Origin of the sequence: Pseudomonas sp. RU47 (assembly GCF_004011755.1) — a bacterium.
Taxonomy (GTDB): domain Bacteria; phylum Pseudomonadota; class Gammaproteobacteria; order Pseudomonadales; family Pseudomonadaceae; genus Aquipseudomonas.
Map to the genome: position 1 here is coordinate 5,474,380 of NZ_CP022411.1, position 21,778 is coordinate 5,496,157.

The 21,778-nt window shown below is 53.9% G+C and carries 25 protein-coding genes; 10 read left to right on the top strand and 15 right to left on the bottom strand.

Features of this window, described 5'->3' with window-relative positions:
- Nucleotides 1-65 precede the first annotated feature (65 nt).
- From CCX46_RS24870 to CCX46_RS24880, 3 genes are read left to right on the top strand one after another with little or no spacing between them, the layout of a single operon-like run.
- Entirely contained in the window at nucleotides 66-875 is an 810-nt protein-coding gene (locus tag CCX46_RS24870; protein ID WP_127929673.1) for a pentapeptide repeat-containing protein, read from the top strand.
- Nucleotides 872-1,501 (top strand): nucleotidyltransferase domain-containing protein, encoded by a 630-nt coding sequence (locus tag CCX46_RS31255; protein ID WP_127929674.1) that lies wholly within the window; start codon nucleotides 872-874, stop codon nucleotides 1,499-1,501. Before CCX46_RS24870 ends, CCX46_RS31255 begins: the two co-directional genes overlap by 4 nt.
- A complete protein-coding gene (locus tag CCX46_RS24880) occupies nucleotides 1,498-1,797 on the top strand; it encodes a hypothetical protein (RefSeq protein ID WP_127929675.1) in 300 nt (99 codons plus the stop codon). The genes CCX46_RS31255 and CCX46_RS24880 overlap by 4 nt, the downstream gene beginning before the upstream one ends.
- Before the next feature lie 33 nt (nucleotides 1,798-1,830).
- Here CCX46_RS24880 and CCX46_RS24885 read toward each other — a convergent pair whose 3' ends face one another.
- The 4 genes from CCX46_RS24885 to CCX46_RS24905 form a co-directional block, all read right to left on the bottom strand.
- Nucleotides 1,831-2,646: a hypothetical protein gene (locus CCX46_RS24885; RefSeq protein WP_127929676.1), complete on the bottom strand. Its 816-nt coding sequence runs from the start codon at nucleotides 2,644-2,646 to the stop codon at nucleotides 1,831-1,833.
- Between the two features lie 163 nt (nucleotides 2,647-2,809).
- Entirely contained in the window at nucleotides 2,810-3,619 is an 810-nt protein-coding gene (locus CCX46_RS24890) for a hypothetical protein (protein ID WP_127929677.1), read from the bottom strand.
- Nucleotides 3,609-4,097, bottom strand: a complete 489-nt coding sequence (locus CCX46_RS24895; RefSeq protein WP_127929678.1) for a hypothetical protein — start codon at nucleotides 4,095-4,097, stop codon at nucleotides 3,609-3,611. Before CCX46_RS24895 ends, CCX46_RS24890 begins: the two co-directional genes overlap by 11 nt.
- Before the next feature lie 1,476 nt (nucleotides 4,098-5,573).
- Nucleotides 5,574-5,834, bottom strand: a complete 261-nt coding sequence (locus CCX46_RS24905; RefSeq protein WP_102357906.1) for a DUF6429 family protein — start codon at nucleotides 5,832-5,834, stop codon at nucleotides 5,574-5,576.
- A 267-nt stretch (nucleotides 5,835-6,101) separates the two neighbouring features.
- On the opposite strand from CCX46_RS24905, the gene CCX46_RS24910 reads away from it, so the two are divergent.
- Nucleotides 6,102-6,431, top strand: coding sequence for a hypothetical protein (locus CCX46_RS24910; protein WP_127929679.1), 330 nt, complete (start codon nucleotides 6,102-6,104; stop codon nucleotides 6,429-6,431).
- Between the two features lie 12 nt (nucleotides 6,432-6,443).
- Here CCX46_RS24910 and CCX46_RS24915 read toward each other — a convergent pair whose 3' ends face one another.
- Nucleotides 6,444-6,812 (bottom strand): PH domain-containing protein, encoded by a 369-nt coding sequence (locus CCX46_RS24915; RefSeq protein WP_034156100.1) that lies wholly within the window; start codon nucleotides 6,810-6,812, stop codon nucleotides 6,444-6,446.
- 45 nt (nucleotides 6,813-6,857) lie between these two features.
- Entirely contained in the window at nucleotides 6,858-7,604 is a 747-nt protein-coding gene (locus CCX46_RS24920) for a hypothetical protein (RefSeq protein WP_127929680.1), read from the bottom strand.
- Between the two features lie 25 nt (nucleotides 7,605-7,629).
- Between CCX46_RS24920 and CCX46_RS24925 the strand changes: the two genes are divergently transcribed.
- The 3 genes from CCX46_RS24925 (at nucleotide 7,630) to CCX46_RS24935 (ending at nucleotide 10,933) form a co-directional block, all read left to right on the top strand.
- Nucleotides 7,630-8,088 (top strand): hypothetical protein, encoded by a 459-nt coding sequence (locus CCX46_RS24925; protein ID WP_238704358.1) that lies wholly within the window; start codon nucleotides 7,630-7,632, stop codon nucleotides 8,086-8,088.
- 115 nt (nucleotides 8,089-8,203) lie between these two features.
- On the top strand, nucleotides 8,204-8,941 hold the full coding sequence (locus tag CCX46_RS24930; protein ID WP_127929681.1) for a hypothetical protein: 738 nt from the start codon (nucleotides 8,204-8,206) through the stop codon (nucleotides 8,939-8,941).
- A 72-nt stretch (nucleotides 8,942-9,013) separates the two neighbouring features.
- Nucleotides 9,014-10,933 (top strand): alkaline phosphatase D family protein, encoded by a 1,920-nt coding sequence (locus tag CCX46_RS24935; RefSeq protein ID WP_127929682.1) that lies wholly within the window; start codon nucleotides 9,014-9,016, stop codon nucleotides 10,931-10,933.
- A 122-nt stretch (nucleotides 10,934-11,055) separates the two neighbouring features.
- Here CCX46_RS24935 and CCX46_RS24940 read toward each other — a convergent pair whose 3' ends face one another.
- Entirely contained in the window at nucleotides 11,056-12,228 is a 1,173-nt protein-coding gene (locus tag CCX46_RS24940; RefSeq protein WP_127929683.1) for an aspartate aminotransferase family protein, read from the bottom strand.
- A 102-nt stretch (nucleotides 12,229-12,330) separates the two neighbouring features.
- On the opposite strand from CCX46_RS24940, the gene CCX46_RS24945 reads away from it, so the two are divergent.
- From CCX46_RS24945 to CCX46_RS24955, 3 genes are all read left to right on the top strand, one after another.
- Nucleotides 12,331-13,236 (top strand): LysR family transcriptional regulator, encoded by a 906-nt coding sequence (locus CCX46_RS24945; RefSeq protein WP_127929684.1) that lies wholly within the window; start codon nucleotides 12,331-12,333, stop codon nucleotides 13,234-13,236.
- Nucleotides 13,237-13,290: 54 nt separating this feature from the next.
- Nucleotides 13,291-13,695 (top strand): GNAT family N-acetyltransferase, encoded by a 405-nt coding sequence (locus CCX46_RS24950; RefSeq protein WP_127929685.1) that lies wholly within the window; start codon nucleotides 13,291-13,293, stop codon nucleotides 13,693-13,695.
- Between the two features lie 133 nt (nucleotides 13,696-13,828).
- The gene (locus tag CCX46_RS24955; protein ID WP_095048382.1) at nucleotides 13,829-14,530 is read left to right on the top strand and encodes a hypothetical protein; all 702 of its coding nucleotides are present in this window, start codon (nucleotides 13,829-13,831) and stop codon (nucleotides 14,528-14,530) included.
- Between the two features lie 288 nt (nucleotides 14,531-14,818).
- On the opposite strand, the gene CCX46_RS24960 is transcribed toward CCX46_RS24955, so the two are convergent.
- The 8 genes from CCX46_RS24960 to cyoA form a co-directional block, all read right to left on the bottom strand.
- Entirely contained in the window at nucleotides 14,819-15,310 is a 492-nt protein-coding gene (locus CCX46_RS24960; RefSeq protein ID WP_127929686.1) for a RidA family protein, read from the bottom strand.
- A gap of 200 nt (nucleotides 15,311-15,510) precedes the next feature.
- Entirely contained in the window at nucleotides 15,511-15,825 is a 315-nt protein-coding gene (locus tag CCX46_RS24965) for a helix-turn-helix domain-containing protein (protein ID WP_127929687.1), read from the bottom strand.
- The gene (locus CCX46_RS24970; protein WP_127929688.1) at nucleotides 15,822-16,166 is read right to left on the bottom strand and encodes a toxin; all 345 of its coding nucleotides are present in this window, start codon (nucleotides 16,164-16,166) and stop codon (nucleotides 15,822-15,824) included. The genes CCX46_RS24965 and CCX46_RS24970 overlap by 4 nt, the downstream gene beginning before the upstream one ends.
- A gap of 115 nt (nucleotides 16,167-16,281) precedes the next feature.
- Complete coding sequence (gene cyoE, locus CCX46_RS24975; RefSeq protein ID WP_053123579.1) at nucleotides 16,282-17,169, bottom strand: heme o synthase; 888 nt, start codon at nucleotides 17,167-17,169, stop codon at nucleotides 16,282-16,284.
- Between the two features lie 10 nt (nucleotides 17,170-17,179).
- A complete protein-coding gene (cyoD, locus tag CCX46_RS24980; RefSeq protein WP_127929689.1) occupies nucleotides 17,180-17,515 on the bottom strand; it encodes a cytochrome o ubiquinol oxidase subunit IV in 336 nt (111 codons plus the stop codon).
- Nucleotides 17,515-18,138 carry a cytochrome o ubiquinol oxidase subunit III gene (gene cyoC, locus CCX46_RS24985; RefSeq protein WP_003227982.1) on the bottom strand — a complete coding sequence of 208 codons (624 nt, stop codon included), beginning with the start codon at nucleotides 18,136-18,138 and terminating at the stop codon, nucleotides 17,515-17,517. The genes cyoD and cyoC overlap by 1 nt, the downstream gene beginning before the upstream one ends.
- Nucleotides 18,139-18,141: 3 nt before the next feature.
- Complete coding sequence (cyoB, locus tag CCX46_RS24990) at nucleotides 18,142-20,172, bottom strand: cytochrome o ubiquinol oxidase subunit I (RefSeq protein ID WP_007916945.1); 2,031 nt, start codon at nucleotides 20,170-20,172, stop codon at nucleotides 18,142-18,144.
- Nucleotides 20,173-20,175: 3 nt separating this feature from the next.
- Entirely contained in the window at nucleotides 20,176-21,117 is a 942-nt protein-coding gene (cyoA, locus tag CCX46_RS24995) for a ubiquinol oxidase subunit II (protein ID WP_007916947.1), read from the bottom strand.
- Between the last annotated feature and the right edge of the window lie 661 nt (nucleotides 21,118-21,778).

Here is a 21,778-nt window from a genome sequence, read left to right on the forward strand (position 1 = left end):
CAGATTCGTCTGGAACTCGCCAATAAAGGACATTGTCGGCATCGCCGATTAAGAGGAAGAGGCGGATGCTAACAAATAGCGGCAAGAACGAACTTAAAGACCAAAAATTTATTGCAGATATTTCAGGCGAAAAGTATTCAAATGTTAACTTTGTACGCTTGGTGGCAAAAGAACGAAAATTTACTAAAATAGACTTCAGGTACTCCACATTCGACGCTTGCTATTTACGCAACTGCAAATTCGACTCTTGCGATTTCACGGGCTGCCGCTTTGTAAGCACCAATTTACACGGATCCATTTTTAGCGGGTGTAAATTTGAATACGCGTCCTTCGAGAGAACCGACATCAATAATGAAGTGCTTTCCAGTGGTTGCCCCGGCAGCGAAAACCTTAAGATTCGGTTCGCTCGATCTCTCCGCATGAATTATCAACAACTGGGTGATGCGATATCTGTAAACAGAGCCATTGAAGTTGAATTAAATGCAACCAAGGAGCATCTATACAAAGCGTGGCACTCTAACGAATCATATTACCGTAACAAATATAAGTCCTGGCAGCGAGCCCACCAATTTTTATTATGGACAAAGTTCAAACTGCTAGATCTTTTGTGGGGGAATGGCGAAAGCGCCTGGAAGCTCGTCTGCGCCGTTTTTGCGGTCTTAGCGTTTATGACTCTCTTCGACGTCCTAAATTACCGCGACCACTTTATTATCAAAAGCTATTGGTGCGCTTTCTTGCAAGCCCCGCAAGTGTTTCTTGGAACGATCCATCCGCAACATTTTCCTGCCAGCTATATAACTTTTGTGACCTTTTTAAGACTTGTTCTATTTGGTTTTTTCATGGCAATTATTGTAAAAAGGTTTAATCGGCGATGACGGGGCATATATACGCTTTCGGCTCTATTTGCAGGGGTGAGGTTACGCCAGAATCCGACGTTGATCTTCTCGCAATTACACAGGGATCAGATCAGAGATTCAGTTCAGATGTGTACTCAATTTACTCATATGCCCGAATAGCGGAGATATGGAATGAGGGAAACGCATTCGCGTGGCATTTATCACTTGAATCGAGGCTACTGTATTCACCCGACAACACAGACTATTTACAGGAATTGGGAACTCCCGCCATATATCAATCGGCGACTCTAGATTGTGAAAAATTTTTCGCGTTATTTGCAAGTTCAGCCAAAGCGCTCCGTGGAGGAACTAACAGCCCGATCTTCGAATTATCTACAATTTTCTTAGCTGTACGAAATTTTGCGACATGCTACTCACTCGGCACTGGGATCCCTGATTTTTCGCGCCACTCCGCCCTTCGACTTGGCTCCAACAGCCTAGATTTCCCGAACGATGCTTTCTCAATTTTAGAGCGTGCTCGACTCATCTGTACGCGTGGATTAGGAAATTTGATATCCAAAGAAGAAACCCACTTCGTCACGGGTACGTTAGCGGCAATAGAACAATGGATGCGGACTTTATTAATTTCGGTAGGCAAGACATGAATGACTTCAACAATAGAATTGATGCTCAACGCAATATTCTTCGATTAGTCAATGCGCATAATTGGCCAGCAGAGGAGCTTTCTGGACTATCAAACAAAGCAATCAATCGCTGGATATTAGCAAACCAAATTGATACTAATTCGCCATTGGCAGAACTGATTGGCGCTGCCGGCTTGGCCTTATTTTTCTTGGCAAATAAAAGCCAAGAGCAGGTGACGGACGAATATAAACTCCATTCGCAGAAAATAACCGTCCTCATAAACAAGATCGCAATTGAAATTGAAGAATTACATTAACGACTATTTGACTGAATCATAGACATATATCAGTCACTTTATTTCGCTATCAGAGATTGGCGGTGCAGATAGACGCTTTGGATCGGAACCCGAGTTGAACTCGAACTCCTTATCACCTAAAGTGATGATCGTTCTATATCCCAAATTCATTAACTCGAAGCCTAAATGGAATGGTTTTTCTGCGGTGGACGGCATATAAGCGACGTATACATCAACATTCTGATAAAAGCAGAGTCTTACTAGAAAAATTCCGAACATATCTGGCTCGGTATATTGATAATAAAATACGCCTGGATTATCACCATACTTAGTCTTATCGGCAAGTTCCAGGCTTGCTTTTTCTTTAATGAAGGCTTTGAATGCTTTTGGATTAGGCACGTTTGTGTGAAGAAACCCTAAGTACGCCTTGGTGCTGCCTATAAAGTTGGCCTTAAAATGATGTCTGTGTATGCCATAGGCAATATGTGTAAAGCAGTCAATCAGACGTTTGTAATCAGGAGTTCCCCAAAGAATGTCGATAAATTTGTTTTCGCTACCCAGTCGAACGAGTCGTTTTTTAAGGAAAACTTTTTCTAATAACTTGTAAGACGTTCGTTTTAGAGACCTTTGGATTTTCCCATTATAATGTTCGAAACCGATGGAGTTGTTTCCAAGAATCCCGGCAATACTTACCATCAAAAACTCATCATCAACAGATTTTTTACAATTATGCTCCTCGCAAGAAGGTACTGTGATGAGGTTCAACCTAAAGTTAACACCGGCATCCTTTAACTCAGGAAATAGACATTTTGGAGGTACGTGCTCGACAGTGGTACCTGGCTTGTCGCACATATAGCATAATTCAGACATTGGGCCTTCGCTTTTATAGCCTCTATGATAAGGCGGTTAATTCATGCGCAACAACAGAGCAAGTGTCTACGACTCAAAGTGGCGAATCAATCATGTCGTTTACAGAAGCCGGCAAGCCACTTAAAGGACTCGGCTTCGCGAACTTTAAACTCCAGCACCACAACTAATAAGGAAATTTATCCAACGGCAGACTTCGAACATCTCTACGGAATACAAAATCTAAATGAGGTATTTCAACTTCTGCCTTGTTCGAACAGCACTGCCCAAACTTATTTCCATTTTTGCAAGGGCATTCAGATTCCAGTTCCACACGACAAAACATATCAATTGGAAACTTTTTTGTCGTTCTAATAACGTCCCACTCTTCAAAAGCCTCTTCCAAAACAACCATAAGATGCTCCAACACGGAAAAATCCAGAGTCTCATCATTATGAACAACAGAATATTTTTGAACTGGCTTGGAAACAATAGATATCTCTTTAAGTACCAAATCACGTGCAACATGAACGCATAATTTTCCGTTGTATATTTTACCCTTCACATGTGCACACCTAGATCGAGGACGAATTTTATGGTTACATATACCGCACTCGTAATATCCAACAACCATACCCGGGCTTGAAAATACACAATAAGGATAAAGTGATTGCAGATTCGAAACTTGGTGAGCTATGAAATAAATATTTTTACTTATACAGAATTCCTCACTCGAGTTCCGCATAACAAACTGACACTTTATCTCGCATCGCTCTAGGTCGTACCATGCCTCTCTGTACTCCCTCCGTTTTATTTTGTGAAATGCCTCTATATAGATCAGCGTAAGCTGGAGCGCTTCTGACTCTCTCCAGCAATTGTTTGCAAGCTCTTCGTTCGCAGCGCCAACAGCTTGTTTCTTGAGTTTCTCAAGCTCACTCAAAACCCATTTAATATGTGGATTTTTTGTGTGCTCAAGCTTAGTCAACTCAAACTTCATTTTCAAGTTCCTTGATAGCAGTGAAAACTTTTTCTAGTTTTTCAATCTTGCCATCAAAACTAATCGAAACTGTAGAGCCACTTTTCCTTTCGATGATAAGCTTTAAAGATATCCCATCATCCTTCTGGGCTTTGAGCTTATCATATATATAAGATGACATAAGATTGGTTAGCAATGGAAGAACAATACTAGAGACAAAAAATGTTCCAAGCCAAAAATCCGCCCCATGTAGACTTAGCTCTTTGTAATCTTCGTCAGTAGAATATATCTCAGCATCGACATTTCTTTCGTTTAGATAATCAAGCGTATCTAGACTACCCGCGTAAAACTCATCTACTGTTTCGTGGGACGGCAAAATAATCAAATTTTTCCCTTTGATAATTTCCGCCAGCGACGGGGACGCGTTACGGACTAATTCTGCACGCGTCAATGATTCTTCTTTTACCTCAAAACGGTCTTTCTGTTCCAATATCGACATTTACAGAACACCCTTTCCATGGTTTATCAAACGGTAGGTAGATATTATTCGATGTTGAGCGATTTGGTAATGGCCATTGCGCACTATCCGTAATCGTATGCTGCGCTTCGGTAGCAAGTCACCTCGTGCCATTCACAAATCGCGGCCACATGTCATTCGGAGATATCAGGTAAATGCTCTCCGGTCGGCGGTGTGATGAGCTTTGCGCCTAAGCATCAGATCGGACCACCGCTTCTGGCCGATGGCTGATAGCAAATGAACGGGATGAGTAAGAATGCGATGGACCTCCTTTCCTGCCTAACTGGCGTCCCCACCTTTTTAGCCGTCCTCGTTCGACCGAGCGTTACACCTGCTGTGCCAGTAACACGCCTCAAGTCCTACGTCAGAAAGCCGTGTTACCTCAGGAATAATGAGCAATTACAATGTGTTAGGACACATCGTTACACCAGTAACATGCGTAACACTAGTCTTAGGGGTGTGCGCATCCCCGCTCCCCGACGCATCGATCCCTCCAGCGAACGGCAGCTGGAGTTTCCAACATCTGCTGGGGACCCTGCGGTTCTCTTTCAGACACGGGGTCGGAAACCCGCAGGACCTTGTTAGCGGGAGAACTCCCAGCTTAGTGAACAGGTGAACCCGGTGAACTGCCGGTTCACCTGTGCATTTACCCTATGGAATGGCCTACCTGAGGTCACCATTACCGATACGGTAATGGTGGCTGTTTTTCGATGTGTTTCTTTCAATTTCAATGACTGAAATTTCAGTAACTCTTGAGTCCTCCCACTAACGAAGCCCCGCGGGTTTCCGACCCCGTGTCCTTCAGATAGTCCTAGGGTCCCCGGCGGCATTTCGGGGACTGATTGCTTTCTGCCATCCCCCAGCTAACCTCCATCCCTGCTGGTCATGGGGTATCCCAGCCAGCACAACAGACATGGTTAAAAATGTTGAGTCATTACCGATCCGACACACGGAAGCGAGGACTAGCAAATGCAATCATTTATCGTGAACAGAAACGTTCAACCCAACGGCGACTACGAAGTGCACAACACGACGACTGGATGCAGCTTCATGCCGCAGCTACAGAACCAGGTACCACTCGGAAGTCATCTCACCTGCATCGGTGCTGTAAACGCCGCCCGAGCTGTAAACCCAAATCTGCGAATCAACGGTTGCTACTACTGCTGCAACCCTTGCCACACCAGCTAGGTTGCCGGGAGTGCATGGCTGGTTGCGGGTCGTTTATGCCTAAACCTACGATTGTGCGATCATAGGCCTAAGCAACCTGTATCCCCGTGTGTATCCCTAACTGTGTAATCCTGCTACAAGCCACGGATTATATGGAAGACTACAGTCTCCCTCGGGCACCAAAATCAAGAAAGGTCTTGCTTAGCAAGGCCTTTTTTTCGTCTGGAGAAAAGTGCTCGCGCAATGCTGAACGCTCACCACCGCGCGGTTCGCACGTGACATAGCACGGACTCAGGTGTCGGAGTCGTTTGCAGGCTCAGCCTGAGCACTTCCCCCAAACAACCGCGCCGCTATCGCCCGCCCCCGCTCCAGCCCCTCCTCCGTCAACCAGACCGACTTGTTCCTGTTCACCGGGTTACTGATGAAACCCTGCTCATGCAATCGGTTCATGATCTCGAAGTCGAATCCTTTCCAGGCATTGCCGTCGTCGGAACTGAGCGCTGCCAACAGGGCAAGCACGGCGTCTTCCATCAGTTTGTCGTCGTATTCCATGGTCGTCACTCCATTCGTGTTCAACAGTTAACGTCGAGTGTGTGAAGGCTCACCATAATACTCGCCGGCCTCCGATGGAAATGCCGCTCAATCCCGTGAAGGTTATTGATCGGCTTCAGTGTGCCCGGCCTCGCCTTTGGGCTGCACTTGTTGATCCCGCTCCGTATAATTCCGCCACTCTGAAGGCAGCCCAGCGCATCTTGCACCTAACGGTGGCTGCCTCCAGTCATCAACTCTCACACTGACGGACGTCGCTAAAGGCACCCCATGGAAACGTCACTGGAAACAGTCGCCCTGTTCTCCCTCAAGCTCGCTTACGAGGAAGAAGGCCTGAGCCCGATCCTGCGGGACGACATGGTCATGGGTGATTACCAGAAAGACATTTTCGAACTGCTGGTGCGGCGTGGGGATGTCGAGACCATTCAGTTCAAGATGAATGAATGCCTAAGCTTGGCGATGGACGCGTTGGGCGGTGTCGAGAAACCGCTGGGGCGCGAGTTGCACAAGTTGTCCGCTGACTTCAGCGAGGCGCGCTCGCTGGAGCAGCTGGATCAGCCGCTCCTCGCGCTCAAGGGTTATTTGAAAGACATCTTGTAATGGGCTGAGCCGTTACAGCAGATGCTTCGAGATGTACTTGGAAATCTCCACCATCGAGGTCTTCCCGGTGAATTCGAACTTCACTTTCCCCAGTGAAGAGAAGTAAATCTCCAGCTCCGAATCCAGATCGAAGGTGCCCGAGGTTTCCACGGAGTACGCGACGATGTTCTTGTACGGTAGGGATGTGAAATCTTTCTTGCTGCCGGTAATGCCCTGAACGTTGACCGCGATGATGCGTTTGTTGGTAAACACCACGCCGTCACGCATGGCCTTGTAAGAGTCGATCACTTCCTCGCCGTCGAGCAACAGCGCGCTTACGCGTTCGGCGTACTCATCGTTCTGCTTGAGTTTGAAGAAGCCTTTGTTGTTGAAGTCGATCATCTGTCCATCCTCATATTCAAGAAAACATCCCGGTATTTCTTTGGTTCAACGACGGGCTTTCAACACGCGGATATCGGTCGGAAATCCATCAGCGCCAACAAGCTTCTTCCAGCCCAGATACTGAAACTCGCCCTTCTCATCAATGTAATCGCCCTTCTCCACGGATCGACCGCCAACCACCGCGACGCGCTTCACTTCGCCACAGCCGCCGTCAGAAGGCCGAACCGTATAGATCACATACGGCTTCACGTATTGCGTGGCGCGGAAGTATTGGCCGCAGATTTCGTCGACGGTGATCAGCATGGTTTTCAGGCGTGCTTCGCCGTCGGTGTCTTCGTGCAGTTTCAGGAAGGAGATGTCGCCGACATCGCTGTAGCCGAGGGCGCGGGCGCGTTGGTAGGCGGGGGAGTTCTGGTGGGCGATGCGGCCTTCCTCGGCAGCACCTTGCATTTTTGCGGCGAACTCGGCTTTGCCTTGGGCGATCATCGCTTCAGCCTGGCCCGCTACGTTTTCGCATTGCGCAAATTCCCGGGAGCCGAGGTGATTGGGCGTCAGGTTCGAGCGCTGTTCATTCATGGTCTGCAGGTTGCTTTCCAGGGCAAACATCACGTCGTAGGCGGTGATGCGACCGCTCTGTACGTCGGCCATTTTTTCCTGCACGCGCTGGCAGTTGCCGGCGTAATACTTCCAGCTGTTTTCCGGGTGTTCTTGCACGGCGGCGAATGCTGGGGGGATTACACCGGCGAGAATGATTGCGCAGAGCAGGCGCAAAGCGTGGGTACTGACTGACATGGGTAGTCCGTTACGGAGCTGGGCAGTGGCGCGACGCTACTATTTTGCTATCTTGCCGTCCACTGCCAGTAACGAGGTCGCCAGCGCCTCGATGGAGTCAATTTTCAGAGGGAGAAACACCTTGATGGCCGTGTTGTACTTTTTCGTCTGGGCAGCCGTTTGGGCTTGGGTCGTGCAGACCCGTGGTGCCTGGAACCTGATCCTTGCCAACCTGGCGGGTGCCGCCAGCGGCTTTATCGTAGCGATGATTTTTTCGGTGGTCTGTTCAGGCCTGTTCCCGGCGCACGTTTCTCCTTCGCCGGAGAACCTGGCCAGTAGCGTGTTGCAAATAATCACCACGTTCGGTGTGCTGGCGGGTGTCTGGATGTGGCTGGTCAGGCGTCCTCAGCCAGAGCATCCATTGGCCCGGCAACTTTTCGCCGGTATCTGTGGGCTGGCTGCTGGCGTGACGACGCTGGCGTTTTTCGCGCTTAATTTTCACTGAGCGCCGCTATCGTCACTGGCATTACACGTCTGTTTTGTTATCTTGCCGCCCATCGTCAGCGTTCACCTTGGGCGCGCGTTGATTTCGGGTTTGGAAGGTTTAAGGAAAGGATCAAATGGAGTTTCTGCGTTTTCTGGTATTTGTCGCGGTGTGGGGGTTCATGTGGCGCTGGGTGGTCAAGAACCGTGGCAGCTGGAATATTTTCTACGGCAACATCGTTGGCGCAGCGGGCGGCTTCATTGTCGCGATGGTGGTGCTGTCGATTACGTTGTCGTTGTTTCCTTCGTCGCATGACTACGAGCCGGCGCTGGCTGAAAACACGCAAGGCACCGAGCCGACCTCTCTATTGCCTGAAGCCGAGGCAGTCACACCCGCCGCCGATCTGAAGGATGCGCCGGTTTTTGCTGCCATCGAGCCGGACGACAAGCCCTCTCCCGCCGACTCCGCACTGTTGCCGAACTACGCCGGCCGGGCGCCGAAATCAATCGGCCTACAGACCGTGCTGGATCAAAGCGACTATGACGGTCGCATGGCCCTGGCAGCGCTGAACAAGAAATTGCGTGGCGACGCACAGGCCGACAAGTCGATGATTGCGTATGTCATGTGCAGCCCGTTTGTGACCAGCACGTTGCGCTTTCCCGCTTCGGCGCGTTTTGCTGACAGCAAAGCGCTGGTCAGCCACCGCTTCAAGGATCAGGTCTACACCTTCAACAACACCGTCACCGCGCGCAACATGAACGGCGACGATGTCACCTACCGTTTCGATTGCTCCGTGCAAGAGCAGCCGCGAGTGGACGCGCTGCCTGCGCAATGGCGTTTGTTGGCGCTGAAAGTGCAAAAAGCCGACTCTTAAGGCTTATTTAAGGGTTCAAGGCGCCGGCTGCGCTATCATCGCCAGCCTGTGCGCCTTGAGCTTTGCCCTCCGATGTACCAACACCTCGCTGATCCCTCTTCGTTGCCTGCCGTGTTGGCCGGCCCATTGCTGCGCAGGCTGGAGCCGAAGCGGTTGGTGCTGTGGTTGATTGGTACGCGCCAGCTGTCGCTGACCTTGCGCCTGCAAGGTGTAGGAGACATTCCTCTCGACGCCGGGAAATGTACGGTCATTCCCGTAGGCCGCGAGGCGTTTGTTCATCTCATCGATGTTGCTCTCGACAGCGCCCTGCCGTGCGATACACGTATCAACTATGACCTGCTGATCGATAGCACATCCGGAATCGCCGACTGGGCGGCGCATCTGCTGTACGGCGATGCAACCAGTCCGAACTTCGTCCTGCGCTCACGGATCGATCAACTGCTGCACGGCTCTTGCCGCAAGCCGCATCACCCGGCGACGGATGGTTTGCTTTGCGTCGACCAATTGCTGGCGACGGAAACCGATCCGCAACAACGCCCCGCCCTGTTAATGATGAGCGGCGATCAGGTCTACGCCGACGACGTGGCCGGCCCGATGTTGCGGGCGATTCATGCCTTGATCGAACGCCTCGGGTTGTTCGACGAACACCTCGAAGGCGCCGTGGTCAGCGACAGCGCCAAACTTTACGAACACCCGGCCAGTTACTACCACCGTGCAGATTTGTTACCGGCACTGGAGAGCAACGAGACATTGCGTGAGCGATTTTTCGGCGGTGCGCGTAAGCCGATTTTCACCAGCAGCAGTGCTGACAATCATCTGGTGACGCTCGCCGAAGTCATGGCGATGTATCTGCTGGTGTGGTCACCGACGGCCTGGTCGCTGATCAATCCGCAAGCACCCGAGTTAACGCCCGAACGCCTCAAGCGCTACACCCTCGAACAGACTCGCATCGATGCCTTCAAGGCTGGATTGGGCAACGTCGCCCGCGCGCTGGCGCATCTGCCGAGCCTGATGATTTTCGACGATCACGACATCACCGACGACTGGAACCTGTCTGCGCAATGGGAGGAAACGGCCTACGGCCATCCGTTCTCCAAACGCATCATCGGCAATGCGCTGATCGCCTATATGTTGTGTCAGGGCTGGGGCAATAATCCCGATGCGTTCAAGGAGGTGCTGGGGAAAACCCTGAGCCTTAGCGCCAGCGGTGATGATCAGTATCTCGACAGCCCAGTGCAGGATGATCTGATCGATGACCTGCTGCGCTTTCAGCATTGGCATTTCGTCCTGCCCTCCAGCCCGGCGCTGGTGGTCATCGACACCCGTACCCGGCGCTGGCGCAGTGAGATGGCGCTCAAGCAACCGTCGGGCCTGCTCGACTGGGAGGCGCTGAGCGAACTGCAACAGGAGCTGCTTGATCATCCGTCAGCGATCATCGTTTCCCCGGCGCCGATCTTCGGCGTGAAGCTGATTGAAACGGTGCAAAAGGTCTTCAGCTGGTGCGGTTATCCGCTGCTGGTCGACGCGGAAAACTGGATGGCCCATCGCGGCGCGGCGCAGGTAATCCTGAATATTTTCCGCCACTCGCGCACACCCGGTAACTACGTGGTGCTGTCCGGCGATGTGCATTATTCCTTCGTCTACGAAGTGCTTATCCGCCACCGCAAGGCCGGTCCGCGGATCTGGCAGATCACTAGCAGCGGGATCAAGAATGAGTTTCCAAAAAACCTGCTGGAATGGTTCGACCGCCTCAACCGCTGGCTCTACTCGCCACGCTCCCCGCTGAACTGGTTTACCAAACGCCGCCGCATGCGCATCGTGCCGTATACGCCGGAACATGCTGAGGCAGGTGAACGCCTATGGAACTCAGCGGGGATCGGTCAGGTGTTTTTCAATGAGCAGGGGCAGCCGCGCGAGATCATTCAGCACAATTCGAATGGCAAGGCGAAGACGCGGATGCTGGCGCCGGATCTGGCGGATTATCCGGACTAAGGTCTACACCGAACATGTGGGAGCGAGCCTGCTCGCGAAAGCGGTCGATCATCCAGCAGAGATGTCGAACGATAGTCCGCCTTCGCGAGCAGGCTCGCTCCCACAGTGCTACTTACAAGCCGTCAATGCGCTATCAGTGCTCGCCCCACACCTCTGACAATCATCTCCACCTCCCGCTCATCAATCGTCAACGGTGGCAGCAGCCGTATCGTCTTGCCACGCGTGACGTTGATCAACAGTCCATGATCCCGCGCCGCGATCAGGGTCAGATCACGCACCGGTTGTTTCAGCTCGATCCCGATCATCAAGCCCTGCCCGCGAATCGCCAGCACATTGGGATTGTCCGCCAGCTCTGCGCTCAAACGAGTTAAGAGCCGTTCACCCTGAATCCGGGCGTTTTCCAGCAGGCCCTGCTCTTCGATGATATCCAGCACCGTACAACCGACCCGACACGCCAGTGGATTGCCGCCAAAGGTGCTGCCATGGCTGCCGGGGGTGAACAGATCCGCCGCCCGGCCCCGCGCCAGGCACGCGCCGATCGGAACGCCGTTGCCCAGTCCTTTTGCCAGTGTCATGACATCCGGGACAATGCCTTCATGTTGAAACGCGAACCAGCGCCCGGTGCGGCCGATGCCGGTCTGGATTTCATCAAGCATCAGTAGCCATGCATGGCGATTACACAGTTCCCGCAGGGCTTTCAGGTAACCGGGCGGCGCCAGCTGCACACCGCTTTCGCCTTGGATTGGCTCGACCAGAATCGCCACGATGCGCTCGCCGTGCTTTTGCTGCAGCTGCTCCAGCGCTGCGAGATCACCAAATGGCACTTTGATGAAATCCCCCGGCAACTCATTGAAACCCAGGCGCACTGCCGGGCCATCGCTGGCCGACAAGGTGCCGAGTGTGCGTCCGTGGAACGCGTTGGCCATGACCACCACCAGCGGTTGTTCGATGCCTTTGCGCCAGCCGTACAAACGCGCCAGTTTCAGCGCCGTTTCATTGGCTTCGGCCCCCGAATTATTGAAGAACGCCCGATCCATACCCGACAGCTCGGTCAGCCGTTTCGCCAGTTGCTGCTGCCAGTCGATGCTGTACAGATTCGACGTGTGCAGCAGCAATCCCGCCTGCTCGCTGATCGCCGAAACGATCCGCGGGTGCGAGTGGCCGACATTGGTCACCGCGACACCGGCCACCGCATCCAGATACTCGCGACCGGCCTGATCCCACAGGCGAGTGCCCAGGCCCTTGGTGAAACTCAGGGCCAGTGGTTGGTAGGTGTTCATCAGGGCGGCGGTCATGACTTCAAACTCCAGTGCAGGTCGGTGTGCTGGCAGTATGGTTAGCCACCGAAACTGGATAAACTCGGCAAAACTTCATTCATTTAAAAGCCGAGCTTGATAATGGACCTGTTCCAGTCGATGAGCGTGTACGTCAAAGTCGTCGAAACCGGGAGCATGACGGCGGCCGCGCTGCAGTGTGATATGTCGACGACCATGGTTGGCAATCACCTGCGCGCGCTGGAAAAACGGCTGGGCGTGCAACTGCTGCAACGCACCACTCGACGTCAACGGCTCACCGAATTCGGCAGCGTTTACTACCAGCGTTGTCTGGAAGTGTTGGGATTGGTCGCCGATTCCGAACGCCTCGCCGAGCAGACCCTCGATCAACCCAGGGGCATGCTGCGCCTCACCGCGCCGCTGACGTTCGGCGTCGAACGGCTGGCCCCGGCGCTCAGTGAGTTTTCCCTGCTGTACCCGCAGGTCAAACTCGATGTGGTGCTGACCAACAGCCGTCCCGATCTACTGGAAAGCGGCCTGGATGTGGCGTTTCGGCTGGGCAATTTCGATCAGTCCAACCTGATCGCCCGGCCCTTGATCGACTACACCCTGACCGCGTGCGCCTCGCCGCAATACGTCGCGCGGCGCGGCATGCCGAAAACGCCGGAAGACTTGCAGCATCACGATTGCCTGTCGTTTGCCTATCCCGCCGGTGACGACTGGCAATCGGTGGAAAAGCGCTGGCGCCTCAGCGGCCCCGACGGGGAAATCATGGTCGACGTCAGCGGGCCTATGCTGATCAACAGCTCCGCCGGGTTGCATCAGGCTGCCCGCACCGGCATGGGCATCGTGATGCTGCCGGATGCGCTGGTGGAACAGGACCTGCGTGAAGGCCGACTGGTGAAAGTGATCGCCGATTTCCAGCCCCCCAGCCGACCGATGCATCTGCTGTATGCGCCGGATCGCTATCGCTTGCCGAAACTGCGTCGTTTCGTCGAGTTTGTCATGCAGCGGTGGGGGAAATCCTGACGTCGCCTGCACCGGCCACCCATGAAGAATCGCTGACAAGGACCCGAACAGCAGATGAACAACACATTCAACGTACGCGATTTATTGCCCGCCGAAACGCAATCGGTGAGGCAGTTTCTCGGGCAGCATGGCTGGGCCCATCGCACCGGCTCAGCTGAACACTTCGCCCAGTTGATCGACAACTCTCAGCGCACCGCCGTCGCCGTCCAGGGTGAGCAGATCATCGGCTTCGCTCGCGGGATCACCGATGGTTTGTCCAACGGTTACCTGTCGATGGTGGTGGTCGATGACCAGCATCGACGTGAGGGGATTGGCCGCGCGCTGGTCGAGCACATCATGGGCGACAACCCCGAAATCACCTGGGTGCTGCGCGCCGGACGCGAGGGCGCAGAGGCTTTTTTTGCCAGCCTGGGTTTTCAGACCTCGGTGATTGCCATGGAACGGCCGCGCCTGAAATAACGCACTGTGGGAAAAAACTCGACCGGCAGACCGTTGCTCCGTGACAACGCCGCCGCGCTCCCCTAAATTAGTCGGCCTGAAAAAGCCCGCGGCTTTCTCATCTCCACTCAAGTTAAAAAGTAGTGAAATTTCAATGTCCGATTTCAACACCGCTGAATCCGTAGTCACCGAATCGTCCAAAGCGGAATACGAAAACTCCATCAATCTTTCACAACACCTGCCACAAGCCAAAATCATCAGCGAGATGGTCCTGGATGCGTTCCAGTCGACCCGCGAAAGCGACCAGATCCGCGAGCTGCGCGCGGCGATCCGTCAGGCTCACGACAGCTTCGATGATGACAAGGCCTACGAGCTGATGGGTGAACTCAAGGCACTGAAAGACGCCGAAGCCGCCGACCTCGCCGCCCTTGACGACCTCAGCAGCAAGTTCTCGATCGGCCGCATCCTGTCCAGCTTCAAGGACGATCCGGCGTTCCAGGAAATCGTTTACGGCCTCGCGCTGAAAGTGCTGAACCAGACCCATCAGGCAATCAGCAACCCGAGCGGCGGCAAGAGCAAGGCTGCGAAGAAGAAAGAAGTCGAAATCTTCACCATCAGCAAGGACGGCATCAGCGTGACCTTGCCACTGCGCACGCCACGCTCGCGCCTGAACGTTGACCGTGCAGCGCTGGAGTTCCTCGGTTTCACCTTCGTCGGTGAAGGCGAGGAAGCGGAACTGGAAAGCGAAGTCTTCGTCGACAACGCGGGTACCGAACAGGCGGTAAACCGCAAGAACATCATCACCGCGCTGCAACAGCAGACTGCGTTTGATGGGTACAGCATCGCCGCGCAGTAATAGCGCGGCCGCTGTACGAAAAAGCCCCGCGCTGAGATTCAGTGCGGGGCTTTTTGTTGTCCGGCTTGGGATTGTAAGAAGGCGAAAATCCTCGCCCCTCACCCCAGCCCTCTCCCGAGGGAGAGGGAGCCGATCGGGAGATATTCAAGAGATGCACCGAAATGAAAGTACTGCGCCGAATCCACAATCGCCTCGGTCTCTCAGGTCGATGTATAGCGCAAGACACCTCGGTCGGTCCCCTCTCCCTCTGGGAGAGGGCTAGGGTGAGGGCAAGCCGCTAAACCAACCTCAAGCCGAAGGATGCAACGCCACGATCATGTCGACTTCAATCGCCGCGTTCTTCGGCAACTGATACACGCCAACTGTGGTGCGCGTGTGCCGGCCGGCATCGCCGAGCACATGACTGAACACGTCCGAGGCACCGTTGGCCACTTCGCTCAGGTCAACGAAGTCCGGCGTCGACTTCACATACACCGTCACCCGCAGCAATGCCTTGATCTTGTCCAGCGAACCCACCGCATCGACGATCAGCGCCAGGCAACGTATCGCACTGATGCTCGCGGCGGCTTGCGCATCCTTGAGGGTCAGCTCCAGTCCGACGCGACCCGGATACTGAATCTTGCCGTTAGTGCGTGGCACCATGCCGCTGATGTACAGCTCATCATGATGACGGATCAGCGGCGCGTAATTGCCGCCGGCGGTGTTCTCACCATAAATGTCGTAGTTCAGCTCTTGGGCCAGGGCAATAAAACGCTCGTCGCAGGTCATCCTCTCAGTCATTTCGCCCAGCCTTATGATCAGTACATGCAGAACCGCAGGTTAAGACAGATGGGCAACCGCAAATGGCAAGGAGCTATCACTGTCATGGTTGGATCCAAATCTAGGGGGTTTGTTACTGCGCCGCAACCCGCAGTCACGGAAAACAAAAGCCCCACACCTCTTTCGAAGTAATGGGGCTTTAAATTTAAATGACTTTGTCGTTAAACGGCGCTCAGGCGGTCAACCATGTCAGGGAATTTTTCAACCAAACGGATCAACAAAGCAGCTTGAGCATTTGGCTTTGACTTTTCCTGCTCCCAGTTTCTCAGAGTGCTGGGACTCGCCCTGATTCGCTTGGCAAAGACGGCTTGAGACATATGTAACTTTTCTCTCAAAGCCACGATTTCTTGGGCTCCGACTTCCGGGACTGGTTTGTCCTCAAGCACTGTATTGCGCAGGGTAATTTTTCCTTCGCGTTGAGCCGCCATCTCATCAACGCCCTGCATCAACTCTGCAAACAGGTCGCGTTTTTTCATGGGGTACCTCGTGTTTTCAACTCTTTATCTATGGCTTTTTTGAGCGCCTTTTCTTGCTCGGCAGTCAGATTCTCAAGCTCATCCTTGTCGTAAATTGCAAACATCCAGAACTGACCATCATTCATAAGCCAATAATAGATGACCCGCAAGCCGCCTCGTCGGCCCTTGCCACGTCGAGCATCAGCCCAACGTAGTTTTCTGAATCCACCCGTTCGGGGCATCACATCGCCTGCCAACGGATTGCCCTGCATATAAGCCTGCAGTTCTCGGTACTCATCGTCTGTCAGGTACTGACCAACGCTTGTGGTAAATATCGTTGTTTCAAAGAATACGGTTCGCATGTGCAAACTATAGGCAAATCGCCTACAGACAGACTATCAACAAATCCGGCTCCAGATAAACAAAAAACCCCGCACATCTCTCAATGTGCGGGGTTTTTCTTCAAGCCTTTGAGCCTTACGGCGCGTACGTCAGCAGCAGCTCTGCGGGCACCTTGAAGTCCAGGGACATCATGACGCTCAACGCAGTGATGGTGAAGATCGAGAACACGAACAGCTTGCGTGCCCAGACCGTGTCATCCACCGCTTTGTAGCCGGTCCAGGCCATGTACAACCAGTACATGCCCATGGCCGCGGCGACGGCGAGGTAGCTCATGCCGGCGTAACCGCTGAAGGTCAGCATCAAGGTCGCCACGAGGAAGGCCAGGATGTAGAGCAGGATGTGCTTCTTGGCCACTTGAATCCCGCGCTTCACTGGCAGCACCGGAATCGATGCGGCCAGGTAATCGTTGAAGCGGAAGATCGCGATGGCGTAGGAATGCGGCATCTGCCACAGGCTGAACATCACCAGCAACGTCAGCGCGGCCATGTCGAAGCTGTTGGTTACGGCAACGTAACCGATCACTGGCGGCATGGCGCCCGACAGACTGCCCACCAGCGTGCCGTGAACCGACTTGCGCTTGAGGTACAGGCTGTAGAAGCCGACGTAGATAACGAAGCCGATGACCGCGAACAAAGCGGCCAACGGATTGGCCACCTTGTACAACAACGCAACGCCGAGAACACCAAGGATGGTCGCGTAGACCAGGGCCAGTTTCAGGGAGATCAAGCCCTGCACCAGCACCCGGTTCTTGGTGCGTTCCATCTTCAGGTCGATGTCGCGGTCGATGCAGTTGTTGAACACGCAACCGGAGGCAACAACCAGGGATGTACCGATCATGGCAGCCAGAAACACCGCCAGATCCACATGCCCTTTCGAGGCCAGGAAGAACCCGCCTGCCACAGAAAGCACGTTACCGAAAATGATCCCCGGTTTGGTGATTTGGATAAAGTGCTTGAGCGACATCGGGTCTACCTCACTTCGCCATCATGTACGTGTGGATGCTGAACATGATCCACAACGACAGGCCAACCAGCAGCACGATCACGATCGCCGTGAAGACGAATGCAATCACGTTGTTACGCTGAGCAATGGAACGGTCCAGGTGCAGGAAGTAATACAGGTGAACGATCACCTGGATCACTGCGAACAGCAGAACAATTGCCAGCGTGGTGGCCTTCGGCAGGCTCGGGTACATCACCAGACCGAAAGGAATCACGGTCAGGATCACCGACAGGATGAAGCCAATGGCGTACGACTTTGCGCTGCCGTGGCCAGCATCATGGCTGTCATGGGAGTGTGCATTAGCCATTACAGAGTCCCCATCAGGTAAACAACGGTGAATACGCAGATCCACACCACGTCCAGGAAGTGCCAGAACAGGCTCAGGCAGCTCAGACGGGTCTTGTTGGTCGCCGTCAGGCCGTGCTTGTTGACCTGGTACATCATGATGCCCATCCAGATCAGACCCGCCGACACGTGCAGACCGTGGGTACCGACCAGGGTGAAGAACGCGGACAGGAAGCCCGAACGGCTAGGACCGAAGCCCTCGGAGATCAGCAGGTGGAACTCGTTGATCTCCATGGCGATAAAGCCTGCGCCCAGCAGGAAGGTCATGAACAACCAGCCCAGAACCTGCTGCTTTTTACCTTTGTACAACGCCAGCATGGCGAAGCCGTAGGTGATCGAACTGAACAACAGCAGAGCGGTTTCGCCCAGCACGTATGGCAGTTCGAAGATGTCGTGGCCCGACGGGCCACCGGCGACGTTGTTTACCAGTACTGCGTACACCGCGAAGATCGACGCAAACAGAATGCAGTCGGTCATCAGGTAGAGCCAGAAACCGTATACGGTCATCTCGCCCGAGTCGTGGTGATGGTCATCGTGCCCATGGTCACCATGGGCGTGTCCAACATTGGTCACTAAATTCGACATGGTTTAAGCCTGTTCCAACGAGGTTTCAACACGGGTGGCACCGGCCGGGATTTTCCCTGCCGCGACCAGACGCTTGTGCTGCTCGGCTTCGATACGCTCGATCGTTTCAACCGGAACCATATAGCCCTGGTCGTCACGTGCAGCGTGGATCACGAAGTAGATGACGGTGCCGGCCAGGCTGGCGATCGCCAACCACCAGATGTGCCAGATCATCGCGAAACCGAAGACGGTCAACAGTGCGCCCATCACCACGCCAGTGGCGGTGTTGTTCGGCATGTGGATCGGCTCGTACTTGGCCGGACGCTGGTACGCAGTACCGTTTTCCTTGGCTTCGGTGAACGGGTCGATGCAGTCAGCCTTTGGCAGCACGGCAAAGTTGTAGAACGGCGGTGGCGACGAGGTCGACCATTCCAGAGTGTGTGCATTCCACGGGTCACCGTGATCGCAAACGTTCTCTGGCTTGTTACGGTCACGCACGCTCACATAGAGCTGGATCAGCTGGCAGGCAATACCCACAGCGATCATCACCGCACCGAACATGGCAACGTACAGGTACGGTACCCACTCAGGGTTGGTGGTGGCGTTCAGACGACGGGTCATGCCCATGAAGCCCAGTGCATAGAGCGGCATGAACGCGACGAAGAAGCCCGAGATCCAGAACCAGAACGCTGCTTTACCCCAGCCTTCGTGCAGCTTGAAGCCGAACGCTTTCGGGAAGTAGAACGCGAAACCAGCGATGTAACCGAATACCGCGCCGCCGATGATCACGTTGTGGAAGTGCGCAATCACGAACAGGCTGTTGTGCAGAACGAAGTCAGCACCCGGGATGGCCAGCAGTACGCCGGTCATGCCGCCGATGGCGAAGGTCACCATGAAGCCCAGAGTCCACAGAACCTGGCTGGTGAAACGCAGACGGCCCTGGTAGATGGTGAACAGCCAGTTGAATAGCTTCACACCCGTCGGGATGGAAATCAGCATCGTCGCCAGACCGAAGAAGGCGTTGACGCTGGCACCCGAACCCATGGTGAAGAAGTGGTGCAGCCAAACCATGAAGCCCAGTACCGAGATCGCGCCCGAAGCGTAGATCATCGAGTGGTGGCCGAACAGTTTCTTGCCGGTGAAGGCCGAGATCACTTCCGAGAAGATGCCGAATGCCGGCAGGATCAGGATGTAAACCTCAGGGTGGCCCCACGCCCAGAACAGGTTGACGTACATCATTGGATTGCCACCAAGTTCATTGGTGAAAATGTGGAAATCCATGTAACGGTCAAGGGTCAGCAGTGCCAGGGTAGCGGTCAGGATCGGGAACGAAGCCACGATCAGAACGTTTGCCCAGGTGCAGGTCCAGGTGAAGATCGGCATGTCCATCAGTTTCATGCCTGGGGTACGCATTTTCAGTACGGTCGCGAGGAAGTTAACCCCCGTCAGCGTCGTACCTAACCCGGATAGCTGTAGCGCCCAGATGTAGTAGTCCATACCCACGCCAGGGCTGTATTGCAGACCCGACAATGGTGGATAGGCAACCCAACCGGTCTTGGCGAATTCGCCGACGCCCAGGGACAGGTTGATCAGTACTACGCCGGATACCAGCAGCCAGAAGCTCAGGGAGTTCAGGAACGGGAACGCAACGTCACGCGCGCCGATCTGCAGCGGCACTGCAAGGTTCATCAGGCCGGTGAAGAATGGCATCGCCATGAAGATGATCATGATCACACCGTGAGCGGTGAAGATCTGGTCATAGTGTTCAGGTGGCAGGTAGCCAGGCGAACCCTCGGTGGCCATGGCCAACTGGGTACGCATCATGATGGCGTCGGCAAAACCGCGCAGCAGCATGACCATGGCGACGATGATGTACATCACGCCGATTTTCTTGTGGTCAACCGAGGTCAACCACTCGGTCCACAAGTAGGTCCACTTCTTGAAGTAGGTGATTGCAGCGAACAGCGCCAGACCACCGAGGGCGATCATGGCGATGGTCACCATCACGATCGGCTCGTGGAATGGGACTGCTTCCCAACTTAATTTACCAAACATCGTTTACTCCTCTGCCCCGGCAGCTGAATGCGAACTCGAGTCAATTTCCGTGGCCGCCACTTCTTTCTCTTTCTTCTCGTGCTTCAGCGGCTTGCCCGGCTTCATACCTTCGTACTTGTCGACGATGATCTGGAACTGGTTCGGCGTGACCGAGGAGTAGAGCTCGACTGGGTTGTTCTGGCTCGGTTTGGCAAGGGCCGCGTATTCAGCTTGATCAAGCTGTTTAGGTGACTTCTTGACTTCACTTACCCAGGCGTCGAAATCTTCCTGAGTGGTGGAGATAGCCTTGAATTTCATACCGGTGAAACCCGCGCCGCTGTAGTTGGCGGAAATACCGTCCATTTCAGCGTTACGGTCAGCGATCAGGTGCAGCTTGGTCTGCATGCCCGCCATCGCGTAGATCTGGCCGCCCAGACCCGGGATGAAGAACGAGTTCATCACAGCGTCAGAGGTGATCTTGAAGTTGATTGGCGTGTGCGCCGGGAACACGATCTTGTTGACCGTGGCAATGCCTTGTTCCGGGTAGATGAACAGCCACTTCCAGTCCAGCGCGACCACTTCGATGGTCACAGGCTTGACGTCGGACTGGATCGGACGATACGGGTCCAGTTCGTGGGTCGAAATGTAGGTGATGTAACCCAGGGCAATGATGATCAGGACCGGGATGGTCCAGACTGCCACTTCGATTTTGGTCGAGTGCGACCATTTCGGGGTGTAGACGGCGTTCTTGTTCGACGCGCGGTACTTCCAGGCGAACAGGAAGGTCATGACGATAACCGGCACGACGACCAACAGCATCAGCAGGGTCGCGGTGATGATCAGGTTTCGCTGTTCCAGGCCAACCTGGCCCGTTGGATTGAGCAAGGTCATGTTGCAGCCTCCCAGCAACAACGTGCCGAGCAGCGGCACTAGGCCTAGTAATCTGGGGTACCTGTTTTTACTCATCTCACGACCTCTAAAGCAGCTTGCGCAATGCAGTTGGGTTTTGATCGCCAACACTTCACCCTGCCAAGGGTTGGCATTTTCTTTGGATTGAATAAGGGCCGCCCGTCGCGCGTCAGACGCTCGACAAAACCTGGGACAGCGGTCAGTTCTTATTCGAATTCGTGGTCAAAGGCCTTGTTACAGACCAATTCCATTTGGTGCGGAAAGTTGGAAGGCACCGACACCTGGGTGTCTTGAAAGCCTTTCGACTCACTCGACACCCGACTTCCTGCTCGCCTCCTTAATAAAGGCTGAACAGTGCCGGGAATTCAGTGCGGGCGATTGTAGATAGGTAGCGCCCTATACACCATGTCTTATCCCGAAATAATTTTTATCCGTTCGAGCAACAATCCATCGCCATTTTTGCAAAAGTTCCGCATCTTATCGAAATCAATTCTCAACTAAAACACCAAAAAATGTAGGTGTACCCGCGTCAGTTCAGACAGCTCTGAAGGCTTTTTCCGAACGCTGGAACAGCGCAAAGCCCGATAACCCAAGGCTTTTGGCCATCTGCCAGCGCTTGTTAAAACTGCCTGCTCTGGCACTCGCGTGCTAAAGCCGAAAAACCCCGAATCAGACCAATCCTTTTTTGTAACAACGGCCGATTCCGCGTCGCTGAGGA